This window comes from Nocardioides soli (assembly GCF_014191495.1).
Classification (GTDB): domain Bacteria; phylum Actinomycetota; class Actinomycetes; order Propionibacteriales; family Nocardioidaceae; genus Nocardioides; species Nocardioides soli.
Genome location: NZ_JACHWR010000003.1, coordinates 109,328 through 126,107 on the forward strand (window position 1 = coordinate 109,328; position 16,780 = coordinate 126,107).

Sequence of the window (16,780 nt, forward strand, 5' to 3'; positions counted from 1 at the left end):
CCTTCCGGGCTGGCCCCATCGTCCCCGGCCGAGCCTCATCAGGGCCAGAGCTCGACCCCCGGTGTCCGGCAACGCCAATGGGCGATATCATCGCTCCATGTCGATGATTCAGGTGGCGCCCGCCGATGCGGTCCAGGCCCATGCTGCAGTCGAGTCTGCCGGAGCCTCCGCGCTCTTCCGCGCTCTCGGCGACCCGTCCCGCCTGTCGATCCTGCGGCACCTGGAGCTCGGGCCGCACCGGGTCGCCGACCTCGTCGAGCACCTCGGCCTGGCACAGTCCACCGTCTCGAAGCACCTGGCCTGTCTGCGGGACTGCGGCCTGGTGTCATCGACCCCGCAGGGGCGGGCCTCGATGTTCGCGCTGGTGCCTGGAGTCCCCGTCGACCGGCTGCTGTCGGCCGCCGAGTCGGTGCTGGTCGCGACCGGTGCCGCGGCGGACAGCTGTGCGTCCGTGAGTCCTTCCGGCTCCGGCTCCGTGTCCGGGATGGAGGTCGGCTGATGGGCGCGGGACACAGCCACGGCGGCTCCGGGCACGCCGGCGGCCGGCACCGCTGGCGCCTGGCCACGGCGTTCGGCATGGTCGGCGCGTTCTTCGTCGTCGAGCTCGTCTTCGGACTGCTGTCCGGCTCGCTCGCGCTGATCTCGGACGCGGGCCACATGGCCGCCGACGTCGTCGCGCTCGGCGCCGCGCTGGCCGCGACCCGCATCGCCACCCGCCCGGACCGCACCGGGCTGCGCACCTACGGCTCCTACCGGGCCGAGATCTTCGCCTCCGGCCTCACCGTCCTGATCATGCTGGGCGTCTCCGTCTACGTCGTCGTCGAGGCGCTGCGCCGCGTGGGGGAGCGGGTCGACGTCGAGGCCGGCCCGATGCTCGTCGTCGGTGCGCTGGGCCTGCTCATCAACGTCGCCTCGATCATGCTGCTGCGCGGCGGCTCGAAGGAGTCGCTCAACGTCAAGGGCGCCTACTACGAGGTGATCGCCGACGCCGCCGGCAGCGTCGGCGTCATCGCCGCCGGCCTCCTCGTCACGACCACGGGGCAGACCTGGTGGGACACCGCCGTCGCCCTGGCCATCGGCGCCTTCGTCGCCGTCCGCGCGGTCATCCTCGGCCGTGAGGTCCTGCACGTCCTGGGCCAGCACGTCCCCGCCGGCATGGACGTCGACGACATCGTCGGCGACCTCGCCGCCGTCCCCGGCGTCGTCGACGTCCACGACCTCCACGTCTGGACCCTCACCTCCGGCATGAACGTCGCCACCGCCCACCTCGTCGTCGCCGCTGACGCGAACCCGCAGGCCGTGCTCGACCGCGCTCGCGACGTGATGCGCGACAACCACCACCTCGAGCACGCGACCCTCCAGGTCGAGGCCCGACCGACCAAGGAGTGCACCGAGAGCACCTGGTGACCGGGTCGGTGTAGCGCGACTGGGCCGGGAGCCCCGCACCGATAGGCTGTTCGTCGGGGGGTAGCGCGCCGTGGACTTCAGACAGCTCGAGTACTTCCGGGTCGTCGTCGATGCCGGGTCGGTCTCCCGGGCCGCCAAGCGGCTCCACCTCACGCAACCGCCGGTCAGCATCGCGATCTCGAAGCTGGAGAAGGAGCTCGGCGTCCGGCTCCTGGAGCGCACGGCGAAGGGCGTGGTGCCGACCGCCGCGGGTCTCTACCTGCTCGCGGAGGGCGGCCAGCTCCTCGCCGACCGCGACCGGCTGGTGCGCCAGCTCGCGCTCATGGGCGACGGTGCGGTCGGGGAGCTGCGGGTCGGCGTGGAGCCGATGGTGGTCAACGAGCTGATCGCGGAGGTCGTCGGAGCCTTCGTGGACTCGGCTCCCGGTGCGCACGTCAGCCTCACCGATGCCGCTCCCGACGCCCTGCTCCACGGCGTCCGGACGGGCGAGCTGGACCTGGCGTGCGTGCCGTTCGGCCCGAACCAGTTCGCCGACTTCGTCACCGAATTCTGCGACTACGAGCTGCTGGGCCGGATCCCGGTGCAGCTGGCCGTCCCTGCCGGCCGCCGGCGCGAGCAGCACGAGGGTGCCCGGGGCTGGGGACGGTGGGTGGTGCCCTACCGCCTGTCGGCCTTCAACGGCTTCCCGGAGGCCATCGAAGGGGCGCTCCGTGACGACCCGACCTTCGAGACGATCGAGGTGTCGACCCCGCAGACCTCGGTCGGCTTCGTCGCCGCCGGGCTTGGCGTCGCGCTGGTCACCGAGCGGATGGTGAAGGGCAACCCCGAGGTGGCCGCGCTCTGGGCTCCGGACTGGGTGCCCGACATGGGCGTCTCGGTGCTGTGGCGGCGAGGGGGCGAGGTGACGCCGTTGATGGCTCGGTGGCTCGACGCCAGCCGCGCCGTCGCCCGTGATCGCCTGGTGAGGGTCGAGCCATATACCTCCGTGAATACCCCTGGTGACGATCCCGTATAGGACTCGATCTGACCTGGCAACCCTAATCTCACGATATGGACGAGTTTTCTTGGGCTTTTCGGAGATGAGGAGGCGCCCGGGACGATCGAACGCGCCGGCCCCGCAAGATCGGCGTTTGCGCAGGTCAGCGCGCTAGGCGGCGGCCGAGTGGCCTGGGTCACGCGCCGGCCTGACGGGCCGGGCGGCGGCGGATCGCGGCGTTGTCAACCCCTCCGCTCCTCTTTCTTGTCGAGCGCGGCCGTTGTCAGGATCCCCGGCCATGAGCGAGCTGCTGACCAAGGACGACACCATCGAGCCCGGGGCCGCCCTCGTCCCCTTCACCGGCGAGGAGTACCTCGCGAGCCTCGACGACGGTCGCGAGGTGTGGATCTACGGCGAGCGCGTCACGAACGTCGCGGAGCACCCCGCCTTCCGCAACTCGGCGCGGATGATCGCCCGGATGTACGACGCCCTGCACGACCCGGCGCGCCAGGACATCCTGACCACGCCGACCGAGTGGGGCGGCTTCACCCATCGGTTCTTCCGCGCGGCGAACAGCGTCGACGAGCAGGTCGCGGCCCGCGACGCGATCGCGGAGTGGCAGCGGATCACCTGGGGCTGGATGGGCCGGTCGCCCGACTACAAGGGGTGCTTCCTCGGCACCCTCGGCGCCAACTTCGACTTCTACCGTGGCTACGAGGACAACGCGCTCGCCTGGTACCGCAAGGCGCAGGAGCGCACCTACTACATCAACCACGCCATCATGAACCCGCCGGTCGATCGGGCCATGGGCGCGGACGCGGGCAAGGACGTCTTCATGCGGGTGACGCGCGAGACCGCCGACGGCATCTACGTCTCCGGCGCGAAGGTGGTCGCCACCGGCTCCGCGCTCACCCACTTCACCTTCGTCGGCCACGTGGGTCAGGTCGCGATCCAGGACCCGGCGTACTCCCCGGTCTTCATCACGCCGACCAACGCCCCCGGAGTGAAGCTGATCTGCCGCACCTCGAACGAGTACCGCGCCGCCGTGCTCGGCAGCCCCTTCGACTACCCACTCTCCAGCCGGGTCGACGAGAATGACGCGATCCTGGTCTTCGACGAGGTGTTCGTCCCGTGGGAGAACGTCTTCATCCACAACGACCTCGAGCAGGCCAACCGCTACAACGTGCACTCGGGCTACCTCGAGCGGGCCTCCCTCCACGGCTGCACGCGGTTCGCCGTCAAGCTCGACTTCCTCGTCGGCCTGCTTTCGAAGGCCCTCGACGTGACCGGCGCCGGTGAGTTCCACGGCGTGAAGTCGCAGCTCGGCGAGGTGATCGCCTGGCGCAACACCTTCTGGGCGCTGTCCGACGCGATGGCCAAGAGCGGGGTCCCGTGGAAGAACGGGATGGTCCGCCCCGACCCACACTTCGCCGGCGCCTACCGGGTGATGAACCAGCTCGCCATGCCGAAGATCAAGAACATCATCGAGCAGGTGGTGGCCAGCGGGCTGATCTACCTCAACTCCCACTCCAGCGACTTCAAGGCGCCGGAGATCAGCGGCTACCTCGACACCTACCTGCGCGGCACCAACGGCATCACCGCGGAGGAGCGGGTCAAGGTGATGAAGCTGCTCTGGGACTCGATCGGCACCGAGTTCGGCGCCCGACACGAGCTGTACGAGATCAACTACATCGGCAGCAACGACGTCACCCGCCAGACCAACCTGTTCGCCGCCCTCGGCACCGGGCTGCTGGAGGAGTGCCGGCAGTTCGCGCAGACCGCGATGGACGAGTACGACCTCGACGGGTGGACCGTCGACGACCTGGTCGGACCGGACGACGTCAGCGTCCTCGGTCGCTGACGAGGCGCCGAGGAGAGACAGCCATGGCGACCGCAGTCGACTGCGCCCAGGTCACCTACGAGATCCCGGATCTGGAGCTCCAGAAGAGGTTCCTCACGGCGTTCGGGATGACGCCGGCGGAGGGTGGCGACGAGCAGACCCTCTACATGCGAGGGACGGGCACCCAGCACCACATCCACGTCAGCCGCAAGGCACCCCGGCAGCGCTTCGTCGGGGCGTCGATCGAGATGGCCACCCGCGAGGACCTCGACGAGCTGGCCGCCCTGTCCGGCTCCTCGCCCGTCGGGGAGTCGACCGAGCCCGGCGGCGGCCTCGAGGTCGTGATGCACACCCCCGACGGGATCGAGATCAAGGCGATCTGGGGGAGGACGAAGGCCGAGCCGCTCGCGGACCGCGAGCCGTTCCGGTTCAACAACCTCACGGACAAGCCGCGGGTCCACGAGTCGGTGCGGATCGAGACCGCGCCGTGCACCATCGCCCGGCTGGGGCACTTCGTGCTCCATGTCAGCGACCACGACGCGACCGTCGCCTGGCTGATGGAGCGCTTCAACTTCCTGCCGTCCGACTACATGGTCCCGGCGGGCACCGACGACCCGCCGTACGGCACGTTCCTGCGGCTCGACCTCGGCGACCAGCTGGTCGACCACCACTTCCTGCTGGTGCTGCAGTCCGACTGGGTCGGCGTCCACCACAGCGCGTTCGAGGTGCTCGACCTCGACGCGGTGATGTCGGCGCACGACTACCTGCTTGAGGCGGGGTTCACGCTCGACGTCGGCGTCGGCCGGCACCGGCTCGGCAGCCAGGTCTTCGACTACTGGAAGGACCCGCACGGGTTCCGGATCGAGCACTACACCGACGGCGACGTGGTCGATGCCAGCCACCGGCCGACGTCGTTCAACGGCACCGCCAGCGAGACCACGCAGTGGGGCAACCGGCCGCCGCTGGAGTTCTTCCAGTGAGCCCGGCGGAGGAGGCGGCCCTCGAGCAGCTCCGCCAGGTCGGCACCGCGAACGTCGCCAACGCCCTCTACACGCGCGGATTCCGCAACGTCGTGCTGCACGGCGTCGTCCCCCTGGGCACGGACCAGGAGCAGCTCGTCGGGCCGGCGTACACGCTCCGGTTCATCCCCGCCCGGGAGGACCTGGACTCGCTGGACGAGTACGCCGAGGACTCCAACCTCCACCGGCGCGCCATCGAGGAGGCGCCGCCCGGCTCGGTGCTGGTGATCGACGCCTTCGGCTCGACCCGGGCGTCGTCGATGGGGGACATGATGGCGACCCGCCTGCGCCAGCGTGGCGTGGCGGGCGTCGTCACCGACGGTGGGTACCGCGACGCCACGGGGATCGCGGCCACCGGCCTGCCCTGCTACCAGACGGGTGGCGCGCCGCCGGCGACGCCGATCGCCCTGCACCCGATCGCGCTCGACGAGCCGGTGGGCTGCGCGGGCGTCGCGGTCTATCCGGGCGACATCGTCGTGGGCGACCGCGACGGGGTCGTCGTGGTCCCGCGCCACCTCGTGGTCGAGGTCGCCCAGGCGGCGTACGACGCCCACCAGTACGAGCAGTTCGCCGAGCTGCAGATCGGGGCCGGCCGACCCATCTTCGGCCTGTTCCCGGCCACCCCCGAGAGCCGGACCGAGTACGACGCGTGGGTGGCCGCCGGCCGCCCGCACCCGGAGGAGAGCGCATGACCGACGTCACCGAAGCGAGCCTGAAGTCCCTCGAGCTGCTGGTGCACGCCACCGACCTCGACGAGGACCAGTGGATCGACTACCCGGAGTACGGCTTCCGCCAGTACTTCCTGTTCAAGAACGAGGAGACCGGTGCAAGCATCGCGCTTCTCGAGTACGAGCCGGGTGGCCGGATCCCCACCAAGCACACACACGCCTCGAACCAGTTCATGTACTGCCTCGAGGGCGACTACGAGTACACCGACTCCGGCAAGCGGCTGGGGCCCGGCTCCTTCTACATGAACCCCAAGGACCACCCGCACGGTCCGACGCTCGCCCACGAGCGCAGCGTGCTGATCGAGATCTACGACGGGCCGCACTACTACGAGAAGCCCGAGTACCACACCGACGAGACGATCGGCGACTTCCTCGCCAAGGACCCGGCATGACCGCCACGAACGGGAGCACGCAGATGACCGACCAGAGGTTCGACCCGGCCGAGGCGCTCGCCTCCTTCGGCCTGGACCGGGTGCTCTCCGGGACCTACTCCGCCGCGACGGGCTGGGGCCCGGTCGAGGGCCGCGACGTGATCGACGCCCAGAACCCGGCCGACGGCACGACCGTCGCCCGGGTCGCCGGCTCCACCGGCGCCGACTACCAGGAGATCCTCGCCGGCGCGACCAGCGCCCAGGAGCGGTGGCGCAACGTGCCGGCGCCCCGGCGCGGCGAGTTCGTGCGCCGGATCGGTCAGCTGATCGAGGAGAACATCGACGCGCTCGCGGCGATCGTCTGCCTGGACACCGGCAAGTCGGTGATGGAGGCGAAGGGCGAGCTCAAGGAGTCGATCGACATGTCCGTCCTGGCCGCCGGCCAGGCACGGATGCTCTACGGGTTCACGCAGCAGTCGCAGCGGCCCGACCACCGGATGTACGACCAGTGGCTGCCGCTCGGCGTCGTGGGCATCATCAGCGCCTACAACTTCCCCGCGGCCGTGTGGGCCCAGAACGGGTTCCTGTCGGCGATCGCCGGCAACACCGTGGTGTGGAAGCCGAGCCCGAAGGTGCCGCTGACCGCGATCGCCCTGCAGCAGCTGGTGAACCGCGCGGCCGAGGAGCTCGGCCACCACGGAGTCTTCTCCCTCTACCTGCCCGCGGACGACGCCGATGCGGAGCTGATGGTCGCCGACCCGAGGGTCGCGATGATCTCCTTCACCGGCTCGACCGGGGTCGGGAAGAAGGTCGCCGCCATCGTGGGGTCCACCCTGGGGCGCCGCTACCAGCTGGAGTGCTCGGGCAACAACGGCTGCATCGTCGACGAGACCGCCGACCTGGACCTGGCCGCGAAGGCACTCACCTTCGGTGTCGTCGGCACCACCGGCCAGCGCTGCACCAGCACCCGGCGGGTGATCGCGCACGTCGACGTCGTCGACGCGCTCGTCGAGAGGATGAAGCAGGCCTTCGACCAGATCGCGATCGGCGACCCGCGCGACCCCGGCACCGTGGTCGGCCCCCTCATCGACGCTGCTGCGGTCGACCAGTACCGCGACGTACTGGAGCGTGCGACGGCGCAGGGCGCGACCGTGGCGTACGGCGGGCGGGTACTCGACCGCCCCGGCCTCTTCGTGGAGCCGGCGATCGTCACCGACGTCAAGCCGGACTTCGAGATCGCCCAGGAGGAGACGTTCGCGCCGATCGTGTCGGTGCTGACCTACCAGACCCTCGACGAGGCGATCCGGATCCACAACGACGTCGCCCAGGGGCTCGCCTCCGGCATGCACTCGACCAACCTCACGAACATCGAGACCTTCCTCTCCGCCCGCGGCAGCGACTGCGGGATCGTCCGGATCAACATGGGGACGACCGGTGCCGACGTGGGGGCCGCCTTCGGCGGCGAGAAGGAGACCGGGGGAGGGCGGACCGCGGGCTCGGACGCCTGGAAGGGCTTCATGCGCCGCCAGTCGGTGTGCGTGAACTGGGGCGGAACCTCCGCCTGGGACCACCTGATCGAGCTGTGAGGAGCACTGTCGTGAACACGTTGAACCTGGTGAGCCAGAAGAAGCAGCGGATCCGGTCGGAGGCGGTGCGCGAGCCCGCCGACCGGCTGTGGTCGAACTGCTACCGCATCGGGGACCTGGTCCTCGTCTCCGGCATGACCGCCCGTGCCGACGACGGCGAGACCGTCGTCGGCGGCGAGTACGAGCAGGCGCGGGTGATCTTCACCAAGATCAAGAACCTGGTCGAGGCGGCCGGCGCGGTGATGGACGACGTGGTCAAGATGACGATCTACGTCACCGACATCAGCCGCAACCGCGCCGTCTGGCAGGCCCGCGAGGAGTTCTTCACCGGTGACTTCCCGGCGTGCACCCTCGTCGAGGTCTCGGCCCTCGCGAAGCCCGAGATCCTCCTCGAGATCGAAGCCATCGCGGTCGCCGGCTGCAGCGCCGACTGACCCGCGTCGCCCCCACCCTCCGTCCGGACCTCAAGGAACGCCCATGACAACTCTGAACAACCCCGACTCGTCTCGGTCGGTGGAGACCTCGCTGGCCGCGGCGGCGGAGGACCACGCGCTGGTCAGCGTGCCGGCCGTGGACCGCCGCAGCGGCTTCCAGCTGGCCCTGTCGCCCGTCAGCGTCGCGACCGCCCTGGTCATCTTCGCGATCGCCGGCTTCACCGTGACCCTGGCCGGCTTCGTCTGGGGCCTGGTCGCCGGCGTCGCCGTCGGCGTACTCGGGTTCGCGCTCGGCAACCTGCTCGGGAACATGGCCTACCGCACCGGCCTGTCCGGCACCGTGACGTCTCGGTTCTTCGGCTTCGGCCAACGTGGCTCCGCCGTCGGCTCCGTGGTGTTCGCGGTGATGATCCTCGGCTTCCTCGCCGTCGAGTCGGCGCTGCTCTACGAGGGCACGCTGCTGATGTTCGAGTGGGAGGACACCTGGGCCACGAAGATCGGGGTGTACGGCGTCCTGACCTTGCTGTGGATCGCCCTCGCGATCTTCGGCATCAAGCTCGCGCTGCGCGCCGGCGCGGCGATGATCGTCGTGACGCTCCTGGTGACGGCGTACATGATCGTGCAGATCTACGTCGTCGACGGCGCCAGTGTCTCCGCGGTGTTCGGGTTCGACGGCGTCGTCCCGGGCGGCGGTTGGACCAAGTTCGAGACCGCCGTGTCGGTGATCGGCGCGACCGCCGGCACGATCGCGCTGGTCACCGCCGACTTCGCCCGCTACGCCCGCACCGACAAGGACGTCACCGTGCTCGCCGCGGCCGGGCCGCTGGTGCAGAACGTGGTGATGATCGTGCTCGGCTCGCTCGTCGTCATCGGCGGCATGCCCGAGGTGGTCGAGTACCTGATGGCGCGCGACGCCGGGCTCACCCCGGAGGCGGCGGCCGCGGCCGGCAGCGGCCTGGTGATGGGCAACACCGGCGCGTTCTTCGTGATCTTCGCCGGCTGGGCCGGGTTCGTGACGATCTACGCCGCCCAGGCCAAGGCGCAGGCGATCAACGCCTACTCGGGGTCGCTGGCCCTGGTGAACCTCGTCGACTCCCTCTTCGGGAAGAAGCCCGGCCGCGCCGTGATGGTGGTCGTCGGCAACGTGATCGCGCTGCTCATGATCGCCGCCGGGATCCTCGACGAGTTCAACACGTACCTGTCCTACCTCGGTGCGATGACGCTGGCCATGGCCGGCGTGATGATCGCCGACTATTACGTCGTCCGTCGTGGCAGCGTCGACGGCAGCCACCGGATCGAGAAGTGGAACTGGGCGGGCGTGACCACCCTCGTCGTGGCCGCGGCGGTCGGCATCTGGCTGATGGAGGCGGAGATCGTCACCCTCGGCTTCCTGGTGTCGCTCGTGGTCGCGGTCGTCGGCTACCCGCTGCTGCGCTCGGTGCTTCCCGAGGGCACCGGCACCGGCTTCGTCGCCGAGGCCGAGGCGCTCGACGAAGCGCTCTGACCGCCCACGTGAAGAGGAGAACCCGGATGTCCCAGCATGTCGTCGACGCGCCCTCCGTGGTGGAGTCGCCCGCCCTCCGCAGCGCCTTCGGGCGGTTCGCCACCGGCGTGGTCGCCGTGACCTACGAGTCCGCCGGTGCCCGCTACGGCATGACCGTCAACTCGTTCACCTCGGTCTCGCTCGACCCGGCGCTGGCGCTGGTCGCGATCCGGAAGAGCTCGCGGGCACGCGAGTTCCTCGAGACCGGCCACTACGCGATCAACGTGCTGGCGGAGGAACAGCTTGCCACCGGCCTCCACTTCGCGGGCCGGCCCGGCGACGGGTCCGACGTCGAGTGGGTCACCGAGGGGCGAGCGCCCCGGGTGAGGGGGGCGCTCGCGTACTTCGAGTGTGCGCCGTGGGCGACGTACGACGGGGGCGACCACGTGCTCGTCGTCGGCCGGGTGACCGCCTTCGGAGAGCGCGACGGAGCAGGACCGCTCGTCTTCTTCGAGGGCGGTTGGCGCCAGCTGGCCGCGGGCGGTCATGCATGAGCGCGCTCGGCGGGTTCCCCGGCGCCGGCTACCTCGACCTGCTGCTGGAGACGTCGGCCCGTCGCCGGGCCGACCTTCCGGCGGACAGCGAGGCCCGGGCCGCGCGCGACGTGATCGTGCCGGTGCTGGTCCGGCCCGTGCCCGCGTGGTTCGGGCGATGAGGCTCGCCACCGTCCGCACGGAGAGCGGGACCCGGGCGGTCAGGCTCGAGGGCGACCGCCTGGTCGACCTCGGCCGGCCCGACCTCGGCGTACTGCTGGCGGAGGCCGACTGGGAGAGGACGGCGGCGACGACCGGGATGCGGACCTACCCCGTCGCGGACGCGGACTTCGCGCCGCTGGTGCCGAACCCGTCGAAGGTGCTGTGCGTCGGCCACAACTACACGAACCACATCCAGGAGATGGGCCGCGATCTCCCGGCGTTCCCCACGCTGTTCCCCAAGTTCGCCGACACCCTGATCGGCGCGAACGACCCACTCGTCAAGCCGCCCGAGACCGAGCGGCTGGACTGGGAGGTCGAGCTCGCGCTGGTCGTCGGCCGGCAGGTCCGCCGGGCCTCGACCGCGGAGGCGGCGGCCGCGATCGCGGGCTTCACCGTCATGAACGACATCTCCGTGCGCGACTGGCAGTTCCGCACCATCGAGTGGACCCAGGGCAAGATCTGGGACTCCTCCACCCCGGTCGGGCCGTACCTCGTCACCCCCGACGAGCTCCCGGGCGGCGTCCGGCCACAGGTGAACGTCCGCACCGTCGTCGATGGCATCGTGATGCAGGACGACGACACCGCGACCCTGCTCTTCGACCCGGTCGCGCTGGTGGAGTACGTCTCCACGGTGATCACCCTGCGCCCCGGCGACCTGATCGCGACCGGCACCCCGGCCGGCGTCGGTCAGGCCCGCGACCCGCAGGTGTTCCTCACCCCGGGCAGCACCGTCACGGCCGCCATCGAGGGGATCGGCGCCTGCACCAATGTGGTCATCGGCTCATCGTGCGGCGCCGCTGTGAGGCCGCGCGGCCGACGCTGAGCGGCTGTGGCGAGCAGACATCAAGAATGGCTTCGTTCGGACCAGGACGGCCGGACGTGCTGTGCGAGCTCAGGCGTCCCACGGGTTGAGGAGTTGTACCCCGAGAGGCTCGAAGTGCTTGGGGTTGCGGGTCGCGACCACGAGCTCGTTGGCTCGCGCGACGGCCGCGATGAGGGCATCGTCAAGCGGGGCATGCTCGGGAACCCGGTAGGTCGCTAAGACGCGTGCTGCGGCTAGATCGAACGGCAGAACGCGATCGGCGAACGCGGGCAGTACTCGCTCGCTGAACCAACGGCGGAGCACCGCTCCTTGCTCGGCGTCGGACCGCTCCAAGGCGGCCACGCCACGTTCGATCTCGGCAACCGTGGTCCCGGCGATGAACTGGTCGTTCACGGCGACCGACGCAGCCCAGACTTCGACCGCGGGATTGCGTCCGCGCACCCGCAGCGCCGAGACCACATTCGTGTCGAGCAGGTACCTCACAGTTCGGGCACTCGGGCCGTCAGACCGAGGCGGCCGGGCTCGAAGTCGATGTCGGCGCCCTCATCGGTGCTGAGAAGATCAACCAGCGTGACCGGCTCGCGCTCCAGAGCTTCAACGAGGATGGCCCGCACCTCAGCCTCTGTGTTTCGATGATGCTGCCCAGCGCGAGCCTTCAACTTGGCCTTGGTGCCGGGCGGCAGGTTGCGAATCAGGATCTGCTCCACGGCGATCACCTCCGATATCGATCTCACGATATCACCGCCGTCCTGTATCTGTGTCAGGCGCTCATGGCGTCGCGACGAAGTTCGGATCGACCCTTGCGGCGGCGTACGTCAAGCAGGCCGTGATGTCCTCGGAGGTCAGGTCTGTCGGGGTGTCCCTCGAGGATCGTGGCCTCGTCGGCCCTTGCAACGAGCATCGAGAGGACGTCGGTGACGCTGTTGTGCGGATGGGCTGGCCTGTAGGCCGGGTTCTGTGCGCCGAAGCGTGGCGACCATCCATCTACGACGGCCGTTGCCGGCCGCCTCCAGCGGTCTACCCGCGCACTCGGGCGGGCCGCCCTCGGTCGTGCGCGCGTCCGGGGCCCGAAGGCTCCGGACTTCTTGACCTTGCTCCAGGTGGGGTTTACCGAGCCGGCCGGGTCGCCCCGGTCGCTGGTGGTCTCTTACACCACCGTTTCACCCTTACCTCCCGTCGTCAGGCACAGCCGTCAGGCGGGAGGCGGTCTGTTCTCTGTGGCACTGTCCCGCGGGTTTCCCCGGGTGGGCGTTACCCACCACCTCGCCCTGTGGAGCCCGGACCTTCCTCGGCACCGCACTCTCGCGAGCACGGCGACGCGGTCGCCCGGCCAGCCCATCCGCAGGGACAGGATAGGGCAGGTGGGGCGGGGGACGTCATACGGATGGTGGAAGGGGACGCACTGTCCGTATGACGTCCGGGGGAGGGCCTAGGCTGGCGCGGTGCTGGCGGACGGGTACGAGATCAGGGCGCTGCGGCGGGGTGACGGGGCCGCGCTGGCGGCGGCGTTCCGGCGCAACCGTGAGCACCTCGCGCCGTGGGACCCGGAACGGCCGGACGAGTTCTACACCGACGCGGGGCAGGAGGCGGAGGTCGGCCGCAACCTGATGCAGGCCGAGCAGGGCCGGTCCTACCTCTGGCTGCTCACGTACGGCGACGTGGTGGTGGGCCGGATCATGCTCAACAACATCGTGCGCGGCATCCTGCAGACCGGCACGGTCGGCTACTGGATCGACCACGAGCACCTGGGTCGGGGCCTGGCGACCGCGGCCGTCGAGCACGTCGCCCGGGAGGCGACCAGGCTCGGGCTGCACCGGCTCGAGGCCGGCACGATGCCGCACAACGCGGCGTCGCAGGCGGTGCTGCGGCGCAGCGGCTTCACGGAGTACGGCACGGCGGAGAGGTTCCTCTACCTGCGCGGCGCGTGGCGCGACCACGTGCTCTTCCAGCGCATCCTGCACGACGACCCGCCCGGGAATCCCGTGCCCTGACCCGGTGTTGAGCGGGCATGTACGACGACACGCTGCCCACGCCGCCCGTCGTCTTCCCCGACCAGGCGGCACCCGAATCGGCCTACCGCACCGCCTTCGACCTGCTCGCCCGGCGCGCGCCCCGGGAGGCGCTCGAGGTGCTGACCCCCGCGCTCGAGCAGGAGCCCGACAACACCGGCCTGCTGACGCTGCGGGCGTGGGCCTACCTGATCCGTGCCCAGCTCGGGCCCGCCGAGACCGAGCTCGCCGCACTCGCCGAGCGGCGGCCCGACGACGACTGGGTCCGGCACGCGCTCGGCCGCGCCCTCGAGCGGCAGTCGCGGTACGCCGAGGCGCTGCCCCACCTGCGCCTGGCCGCCGCCATGTCGGGCGACCCCGAGCACGAGCTGGCGGTCCTGCGGGTCGAGCGACGGCTCGCCGAGACCGGTGAGCGGAGCCTCGACGACCTGACCTGACGGGCCGTGCCGCGTGTAGTTTCGGCAGCATGAGCTACTGGTTCTGCGTGCGGCACCGCCGGGTCGAGGACGAGGACAACATCTGCCCGCCGATCGACCGGCTCGGGCCCTACGACACGCGCGAGGAGGCCGAGCGGGCGCTCGAGACGGCCGAGCAGCGCAACGAGGACTGGGACAACGACCCGGACTGGAATGACGACTGACCCGACGCGCCGGGCCTCGCCCTGGCCGTTCGTGGGCATGGCGGGGATGGCCTGCGCCTTCTTCCTGTACGCCGCGAGTGGGCTGGTCGCCCCGTGGTGGGCGGTCGCGCTGCTGCTCGTCGTGTGGGTGCTCCTGCTGGTCGTCGCGTGCGCGTGGTGGACCCCGCGGCCGCGATGGGTCCCGGGAGTCGCGGTGTTCGCCGTGGTGCTGTGGTTCGCGGTCGTGACCGCGGGTGGGGCGTGGCTGGGCTGGACGGCCTGAGCGCCCTCAGGCGCCCGGCCGCACCGAGACCCGGGTGATCCGGTGCCGGTCGACGTCGGTGACGACGAGCCGGTGGCCGTCCACGACGACGGCGTCGCCGATCTCCGCCAGCCGGCCGAGCCGGTGCATGACGTAGCCGGCGACGGTCTCGTAGGGGCCGTCCTCCAACGGCACGCCGGTCTCGCGGGCGAACTCCTCGATCGTCAGACCCGCGTCGACGACGTCGGGTGCGGTCTCGGGCGCGGCCTCGTCGTACTCGTCGCGGATGTCGCCGACCAGCTCCTCGACGAGATCCTCGAGGGTGACGATGCCGTCGGTGCCGCCGTACTCGTCGACCACGACCGCGATGTGGCGACCCTCGTCGCGCATCCGGGCCAGCGACGGCAGCACCCGGTTGGTGGCCGGCAGGTGCACGATGTCGCGGGTCAGGCCGCGGACCCGGCGCTTCGGGTCGGCACCGAGCAGGTCGCGCACGTGCAGGAAGCCGCGGATGTCGTCGGGGCCGGTGCCGGTCACCGGGAAGCGCGAGTAGGGGTGGGACAGCGCCGCCTCGGTCGCCTCGGCGACGGTGCAGTCGGCGGCGAGGAACGTGACGTCGCGCCGGGGCCGCATCACCTCGCTCAGCGACCGGTCGCCGGCGTCGAAGACGTCGGTGAGGATCTTGCGCTCGTCGTCGGCCAGCCCCTCGTGCTGGTCGACGAGGAACCGCAGCTCGTCGTCGCTGAGCTGCTCCGCCGTCGCGCCGGGGTCGCCGCCGAAGACCCGCACCACCGCGTTGGTCGAGAGCGAGAGCAGCCACACCACCGGCCGCATCAGGACGGCGAACCGGTCGAGCGGCCCGCCGACGACGTACGAGACGCCCGCGGCGCGCTGGAGGGCGAGCCGCTTGGGCACCAGCTCGCCGAGCACCAGCGACAGGTAGGCGATGAACAGCGTCAGCAGGATCAGCGCCAGCGTGTCGGCGGCGGCGCCGCTGAGACCGAGATCGACGAGCACCGGGGCGAAGTCGGGCGCCAGCGTCGACGCGCCGTACGCCGCGGAGAAGAAGCCGGCCACGGTGACGCCGATCTGGACGGCGGCGAGGAATCGGTTGGGGTCGCGGGCGACCCGCGCGACCCTGGCCCCGCGCGGGCCGCGCTCGGCGAGGGCGTTGATCTGGCCCTCGCGTAGCGAGACCAGCGCGATCTCGGTGCCGGCGAACACGCCGCCGACGAGGATGAAGGCCAGGACGAGCAGCAGGTTGGTCAGCGTCTGGGCGTCCACCCGTGAAATCTAGCGGCGCGGTCGTACCCGCAGGATCACGTCGGTGCCGCCGCCGTTGTCGGTGGTCACATAGAACGTCGGACCGGGGCCGTCGACCACGGTGCGGATCCGGCCGTAGCGTCGCAGCTCGGCGGGCACGTGCACCCGCTGGAGCGCGCCGTCGGCCGACAGCGTCAGGAAGAGCACCCGCTCGGCCTTGAGCGCCGCGACGGCCAGGGTGCCGTCGTACGCCCCGAGGCCTCGGCCGCCGACGAAGCCGCCGCCGGAGGTGGCCAGCGTCGGGTAGCCCGAGCTCCACACGGCCTCGATCTGCCGGCCGGGCAGCGACTGGTCGGTCATCGGCACGCTCTCGTCGTAGCCCGGGCCCGGGTCGTAGCCGTAGTTGCCGCCGTTGACGAGCCGGTTGACCTCGTCGTCCCGATCGGTGCCCTGCTCGATCGACCACAGCGTGCCGTCGGCGCGCTGGCTGAGGCCCTGCACGTTGCGGTGCCCGTAGGTGTGGACGTAGCGCTGCGCGCGGCTCCGCGCCCCGGCGAACGGGTTGTCGGGCCACGGCCTGCCGGTGAAGCGGTCGAGCCGCAGCGTCTTGCCGCCGAGCGACCGCTTGTCCTGCGGGTTGGTGGCGGTGGCGGCGTCGCCGGTGCCGACCAGGAGCGAGCCCGCGTCGTCGACCAGCAGGCGACAGCCGCCGTGGCGACCGCTGGTCGCCGGGAGTCCGCCGACGAGTCGCCGCACCTTCGTGGCCCTGGTCAGGTCGGTGTTCAGCCGCCACGCGATCACGCGGACGTCGTGGCCGCTCGCGGTGGTGCCACCCTGGCAGGTGTAGATGCGCCGGTTCGTGGCGAAGCGCGGGTCGACCTCGAGTCCCATCAGCCCGGTCTCGCCGCTGACCCACACCGAGCCGCTGGGGAACCGCACCCGGTGCCGGCGCCCGTGGTCCCACACCCCGAGCGTGGCCCGGTCGCGCTGGGTGTAGAGCAGCACGCCGCGGCCGAGCACGCGGACGTCCCACGGATGGTCGAGGCCGCGCACGAGCCGCTTGACCGCGAGCGGTGGGTACGCCGCGGCCCGCCCGACCGCATCCCGGTCGTGGTGGCCGGGCGTGCAGGCGACCGCGGGTGCGGCGGGCAGGGCGAGTGCGAGGGCCGTGGTCAACCCGAGAACGACGGAGCGCATGGCGGCAC

The 16,780-nt window shown here is 71.0% G+C and carries 21 protein-coding genes and 1 other RNA gene; 17 read left to right on the plus strand and 5 right to left on the minus strand.

The window, feature by feature from the left end:
- The first annotated feature begins 97 nt into the window (after positions 1-97).
- The 13 genes from FHU40_RS19360 (at position 98) to FHU40_RS19420 (ending at position 11,422) form a co-directional block, all read left to right on the plus strand.
- A complete protein-coding gene (locus FHU40_RS19360) occupies positions 98-499 on the plus strand; it encodes an ArsR/SmtB family transcription factor (protein WP_183594011.1) in 402 nt (133 codons plus the stop codon).
- Positions 499-1,407 (plus strand): cation diffusion facilitator family transporter, encoded by a 909-nt coding sequence (locus FHU40_RS19365; protein WP_183594012.1) that lies wholly within the window; start codon positions 499-501, stop codon positions 1,405-1,407. The genes FHU40_RS19360 and FHU40_RS19365 overlap by 1 nt, the downstream gene beginning before the upstream one ends.
- 70 nt (positions 1,408-1,477) lie before the next feature.
- Positions 1,478-2,422, plus strand: a complete 945-nt coding sequence (locus FHU40_RS19370; protein WP_183594013.1) for a LysR family transcriptional regulator — start codon at positions 1,478-1,480, stop codon at positions 2,420-2,422.
- Positions 2,423-2,681: 259 nt separating this feature from the next.
- Entirely contained in the window at positions 2,682-4,244 is a 1,563-nt protein-coding gene (locus FHU40_RS19375; RefSeq protein ID WP_183594014.1) for a 4-hydroxyphenylacetate 3-hydroxylase N-terminal domain-containing protein, read from the plus strand.
- Between the two features lie 23 nt (positions 4,245-4,267).
- The gene (locus tag FHU40_RS19380) at positions 4,268-5,203 is read left to right on the plus strand and encodes a VOC family protein (protein WP_183594015.1); all 936 of its coding nucleotides are present in this window, start codon (positions 4,268-4,270) and stop codon (positions 5,201-5,203) included.
- Positions 5,200-5,934 carry an RraA family protein gene (locus FHU40_RS19385; RefSeq protein WP_183594016.1) on the plus strand — a complete coding sequence of 245 codons (735 nt, stop codon included), beginning with the start codon at positions 5,200-5,202 and terminating at the stop codon, positions 5,932-5,934. Before FHU40_RS19380 ends, FHU40_RS19385 begins: the two co-directional genes overlap by 4 nt.
- Positions 5,931-6,362 carry a cupin domain-containing protein gene (locus FHU40_RS19390; protein WP_183594017.1) on the plus strand — a complete coding sequence of 144 codons (432 nt, stop codon included), beginning with the start codon at positions 5,931-5,933 and terminating at the stop codon, positions 6,360-6,362. Before FHU40_RS19385 ends, FHU40_RS19390 begins: the two co-directional genes overlap by 4 nt.
- The gene (locus FHU40_RS19395; RefSeq protein ID WP_221200072.1) at positions 6,359-7,927 is read left to right on the plus strand and encodes an aldehyde dehydrogenase family protein; all 1,569 of its coding nucleotides are present in this window, start codon (positions 6,359-6,361) and stop codon (positions 7,925-7,927) included. Before FHU40_RS19390 ends, FHU40_RS19395 begins: the two co-directional genes overlap by 4 nt.
- Positions 7,928-7,938: 11 nt before the next feature.
- A complete protein-coding gene (locus FHU40_RS19400) occupies positions 7,939-8,361 on the plus strand; it encodes a RidA family protein (protein WP_215524625.1) in 423 nt (140 codons plus the stop codon).
- A gap of 43 nt (positions 8,362-8,404) precedes the next feature.
- Positions 8,405-9,865, plus strand: coding sequence for a purine-cytosine permease family protein (locus FHU40_RS19405; RefSeq protein ID WP_183594018.1), 1,461 nt, complete (start codon positions 8,405-8,407; stop codon positions 9,863-9,865).
- Between the two features lie 26 nt (positions 9,866-9,891).
- Positions 9,892-10,398 carry a flavin reductase family protein gene (locus FHU40_RS19410; protein WP_183594019.1) on the plus strand — a complete coding sequence of 169 codons (507 nt, stop codon included), beginning with the start codon at positions 9,892-9,894 and terminating at the stop codon, positions 10,396-10,398.
- Positions 10,395-10,559, plus strand: a complete 165-nt coding sequence (locus FHU40_RS19415) for a hypothetical protein (RefSeq protein WP_183594020.1) — start codon at positions 10,395-10,397, stop codon at positions 10,557-10,559. Before FHU40_RS19410 ends, FHU40_RS19415 begins: the two co-directional genes overlap by 4 nt.
- Complete coding sequence (locus FHU40_RS19420; protein WP_183594021.1) at positions 10,556-11,422, plus strand: fumarylacetoacetate hydrolase family protein; 867 nt, start codon at positions 10,556-10,558, stop codon at positions 11,420-11,422. The genes FHU40_RS19415 and FHU40_RS19420 overlap by 4 nt, the downstream gene beginning before the upstream one ends.
- Positions 11,423-11,491: 69 nt before the next feature.
- On the opposite strand, the gene FHU40_RS19425 is transcribed toward FHU40_RS19420, so the two are convergent.
- From FHU40_RS19425 to rnpB, 3 genes are all read right to left on the minus strand, one after another.
- Complete coding sequence (locus FHU40_RS19425; protein WP_183594022.1) at positions 11,492-11,905, minus strand: PIN domain-containing protein; 414 nt, start codon at positions 11,903-11,905, stop codon at positions 11,492-11,494.
- On the minus strand, positions 11,902-12,129 hold the full coding sequence (locus tag FHU40_RS19430) for a FitA-like ribbon-helix-helix domain-containing protein (RefSeq protein WP_183594023.1): 228 nt from the start codon (positions 12,127-12,129) through the stop codon (positions 11,902-11,904). Before FHU40_RS19430 ends, FHU40_RS19425 begins: the two co-directional genes overlap by 4 nt.
- Positions 12,130-12,350: 221 nt before the next feature.
- Positions 12,351-12,760: RNase P RNA component class A (rnpB, locus tag FHU40_RS19435), an RNA gene on the minus strand.
- 104 nt (positions 12,761-12,864) lie between these two features.
- Here rnpB and FHU40_RS19440 point away from each other — a divergent pair.
- From FHU40_RS19440 to FHU40_RS19455, 4 genes are read left to right on the plus strand one after another with little or no spacing between them, the layout of a single operon-like run.
- Positions 12,865-13,413: a GNAT family N-acetyltransferase gene (locus tag FHU40_RS19440; protein WP_183594024.1), complete on the plus strand. Its 549-nt coding sequence runs from the start codon at positions 12,865-12,867 to the stop codon at positions 13,411-13,413.
- 17 nt (positions 13,414-13,430) lie between these two features.
- Entirely contained in the window at positions 13,431-13,868 is a 438-nt protein-coding gene (locus tag FHU40_RS19445; RefSeq protein WP_183594025.1) for a tetratricopeptide repeat protein, read from the plus strand.
- Positions 13,869-13,897: 29 nt separating this feature from the next.
- Positions 13,898-14,071: a hypothetical protein gene (locus tag FHU40_RS19450; protein ID WP_183594026.1), complete on the plus strand. Its 174-nt coding sequence runs from the start codon at positions 13,898-13,900 to the stop codon at positions 14,069-14,071.
- A complete protein-coding gene (locus FHU40_RS19455; protein WP_221200073.1) occupies positions 14,061-14,333 on the plus strand; it encodes a hypothetical protein in 273 nt (90 codons plus the stop codon). Before FHU40_RS19450 ends, FHU40_RS19455 begins: the two co-directional genes overlap by 11 nt.
- Before the next feature lie 6 nt (positions 14,334-14,339).
- Here the strand turns inward: FHU40_RS19455 and FHU40_RS19460 are convergent, their stop codons facing one another.
- Both FHU40_RS19460 and FHU40_RS19465 read right to left on the minus strand, forming a co-directional pair.
- A complete protein-coding gene (locus FHU40_RS19460) occupies positions 14,340-15,596 on the minus strand; it encodes a CNNM domain-containing protein (protein WP_183594027.1) in 1,257 nt (418 codons plus the stop codon).
- 9 nt (positions 15,597-15,605) lie between these two features.
- A complete protein-coding gene (locus FHU40_RS19465; protein ID WP_183594028.1) occupies positions 15,606-16,772 on the minus strand; it encodes a PQQ-dependent sugar dehydrogenase in 1,167 nt (388 codons plus the stop codon).
- Positions 16,773-16,780 lie beyond the last annotated feature (8 nt).

What these genes read in the sequence shown, in the direction of transcription:
- FHU40_RS19390 (WP_183594017.1), top strand. Translation starts at nt 5,931, where the DNA reads ATGACCGACGTCACCGAAGCGAGCCTGAAGTCCCTCGAGCTGCTGGTG.
- FHU40_RS19380 (WP_183594015.1), top strand. Translation starts at nt 4,268, where the DNA reads ATGGCGACCGCAGTCGACTGCGCCCAGGTCACCTACGAGATCCCGGAT.
- FHU40_RS19360 (WP_183594011.1), top strand. Translation starts at nt 98, where the DNA reads ATGTCGATGATTCAGGTGGCGCCCGCCGATGCGGTCCAGGCCCATGCT.
- FHU40_RS19455 (WP_221200073.1), top strand. Translation starts at nt 14,061, where the DNA reads ATGACGACTGACCCGACGCGCCGGGCCTCGCCCTGGCCGTTCGTGGGC.
- FHU40_RS19450 (WP_183594026.1), top strand. Translation starts at nt 13,898, where the DNA reads ATGAGCTACTGGTTCTGCGTGCGGCACCGCCGGGTCGAGGACGAGGAC.
- FHU40_RS19415 (WP_183594020.1), top strand. Translation starts at nt 10,395, where the DNA reads ATGAGCGCGCTCGGCGGGTTCCCCGGCGCCGGCTACCTCGACCTGCTG.
- FHU40_RS19420 (WP_183594021.1), top strand. Translation starts at nt 10,556, where the DNA reads ATGAGGCTCGCCACCGTCCGCACGGAGAGCGGGACCCGGGCGGTCAGG.
- FHU40_RS19365 (WP_183594012.1), top strand. Translation starts at nt 499, where the DNA reads ATGGGCGCGGGACACAGCCACGGCGGCTCCGGGCACGCCGGCGGCCGG.
- FHU40_RS19375 (WP_183594014.1), top strand. Translation starts at nt 2,682, where the DNA reads ATGAGCGAGCTGCTGACCAAGGACGACACCATCGAGCCCGGGGCCGCC.
- FHU40_RS19410 (WP_183594019.1), top strand. Translation starts at nt 9,892, where the DNA reads ATGTCCCAGCATGTCGTCGACGCGCCCTCCGTGGTGGAGTCGCCCGCC.
- FHU40_RS19445 (WP_183594025.1), top strand. Translation starts at nt 13,431, where the DNA reads ATGTACGACGACACGCTGCCCACGCCGCCCGTCGTCTTCCCCGACCAG.
- FHU40_RS19465 (WP_183594028.1), bottom strand. Translation starts at nt 16,772, where the DNA reads ATGCGCTCCGTCGTTCTCGGGTTGACCACGGCCCTCGCACTCGCCCTG.
- FHU40_RS19405 (WP_183594018.1), top strand. Translation starts at nt 8,405, where the DNA reads ATGACAACTCTGAACAACCCCGACTCGTCTCGGTCGGTGGAGACCTCG.
- FHU40_RS19395 (WP_221200072.1), top strand. Translation starts at nt 6,359, where the DNA reads ATGACCGCCACGAACGGGAGCACGCAGATGACCGACCAGAGGTTCGAC.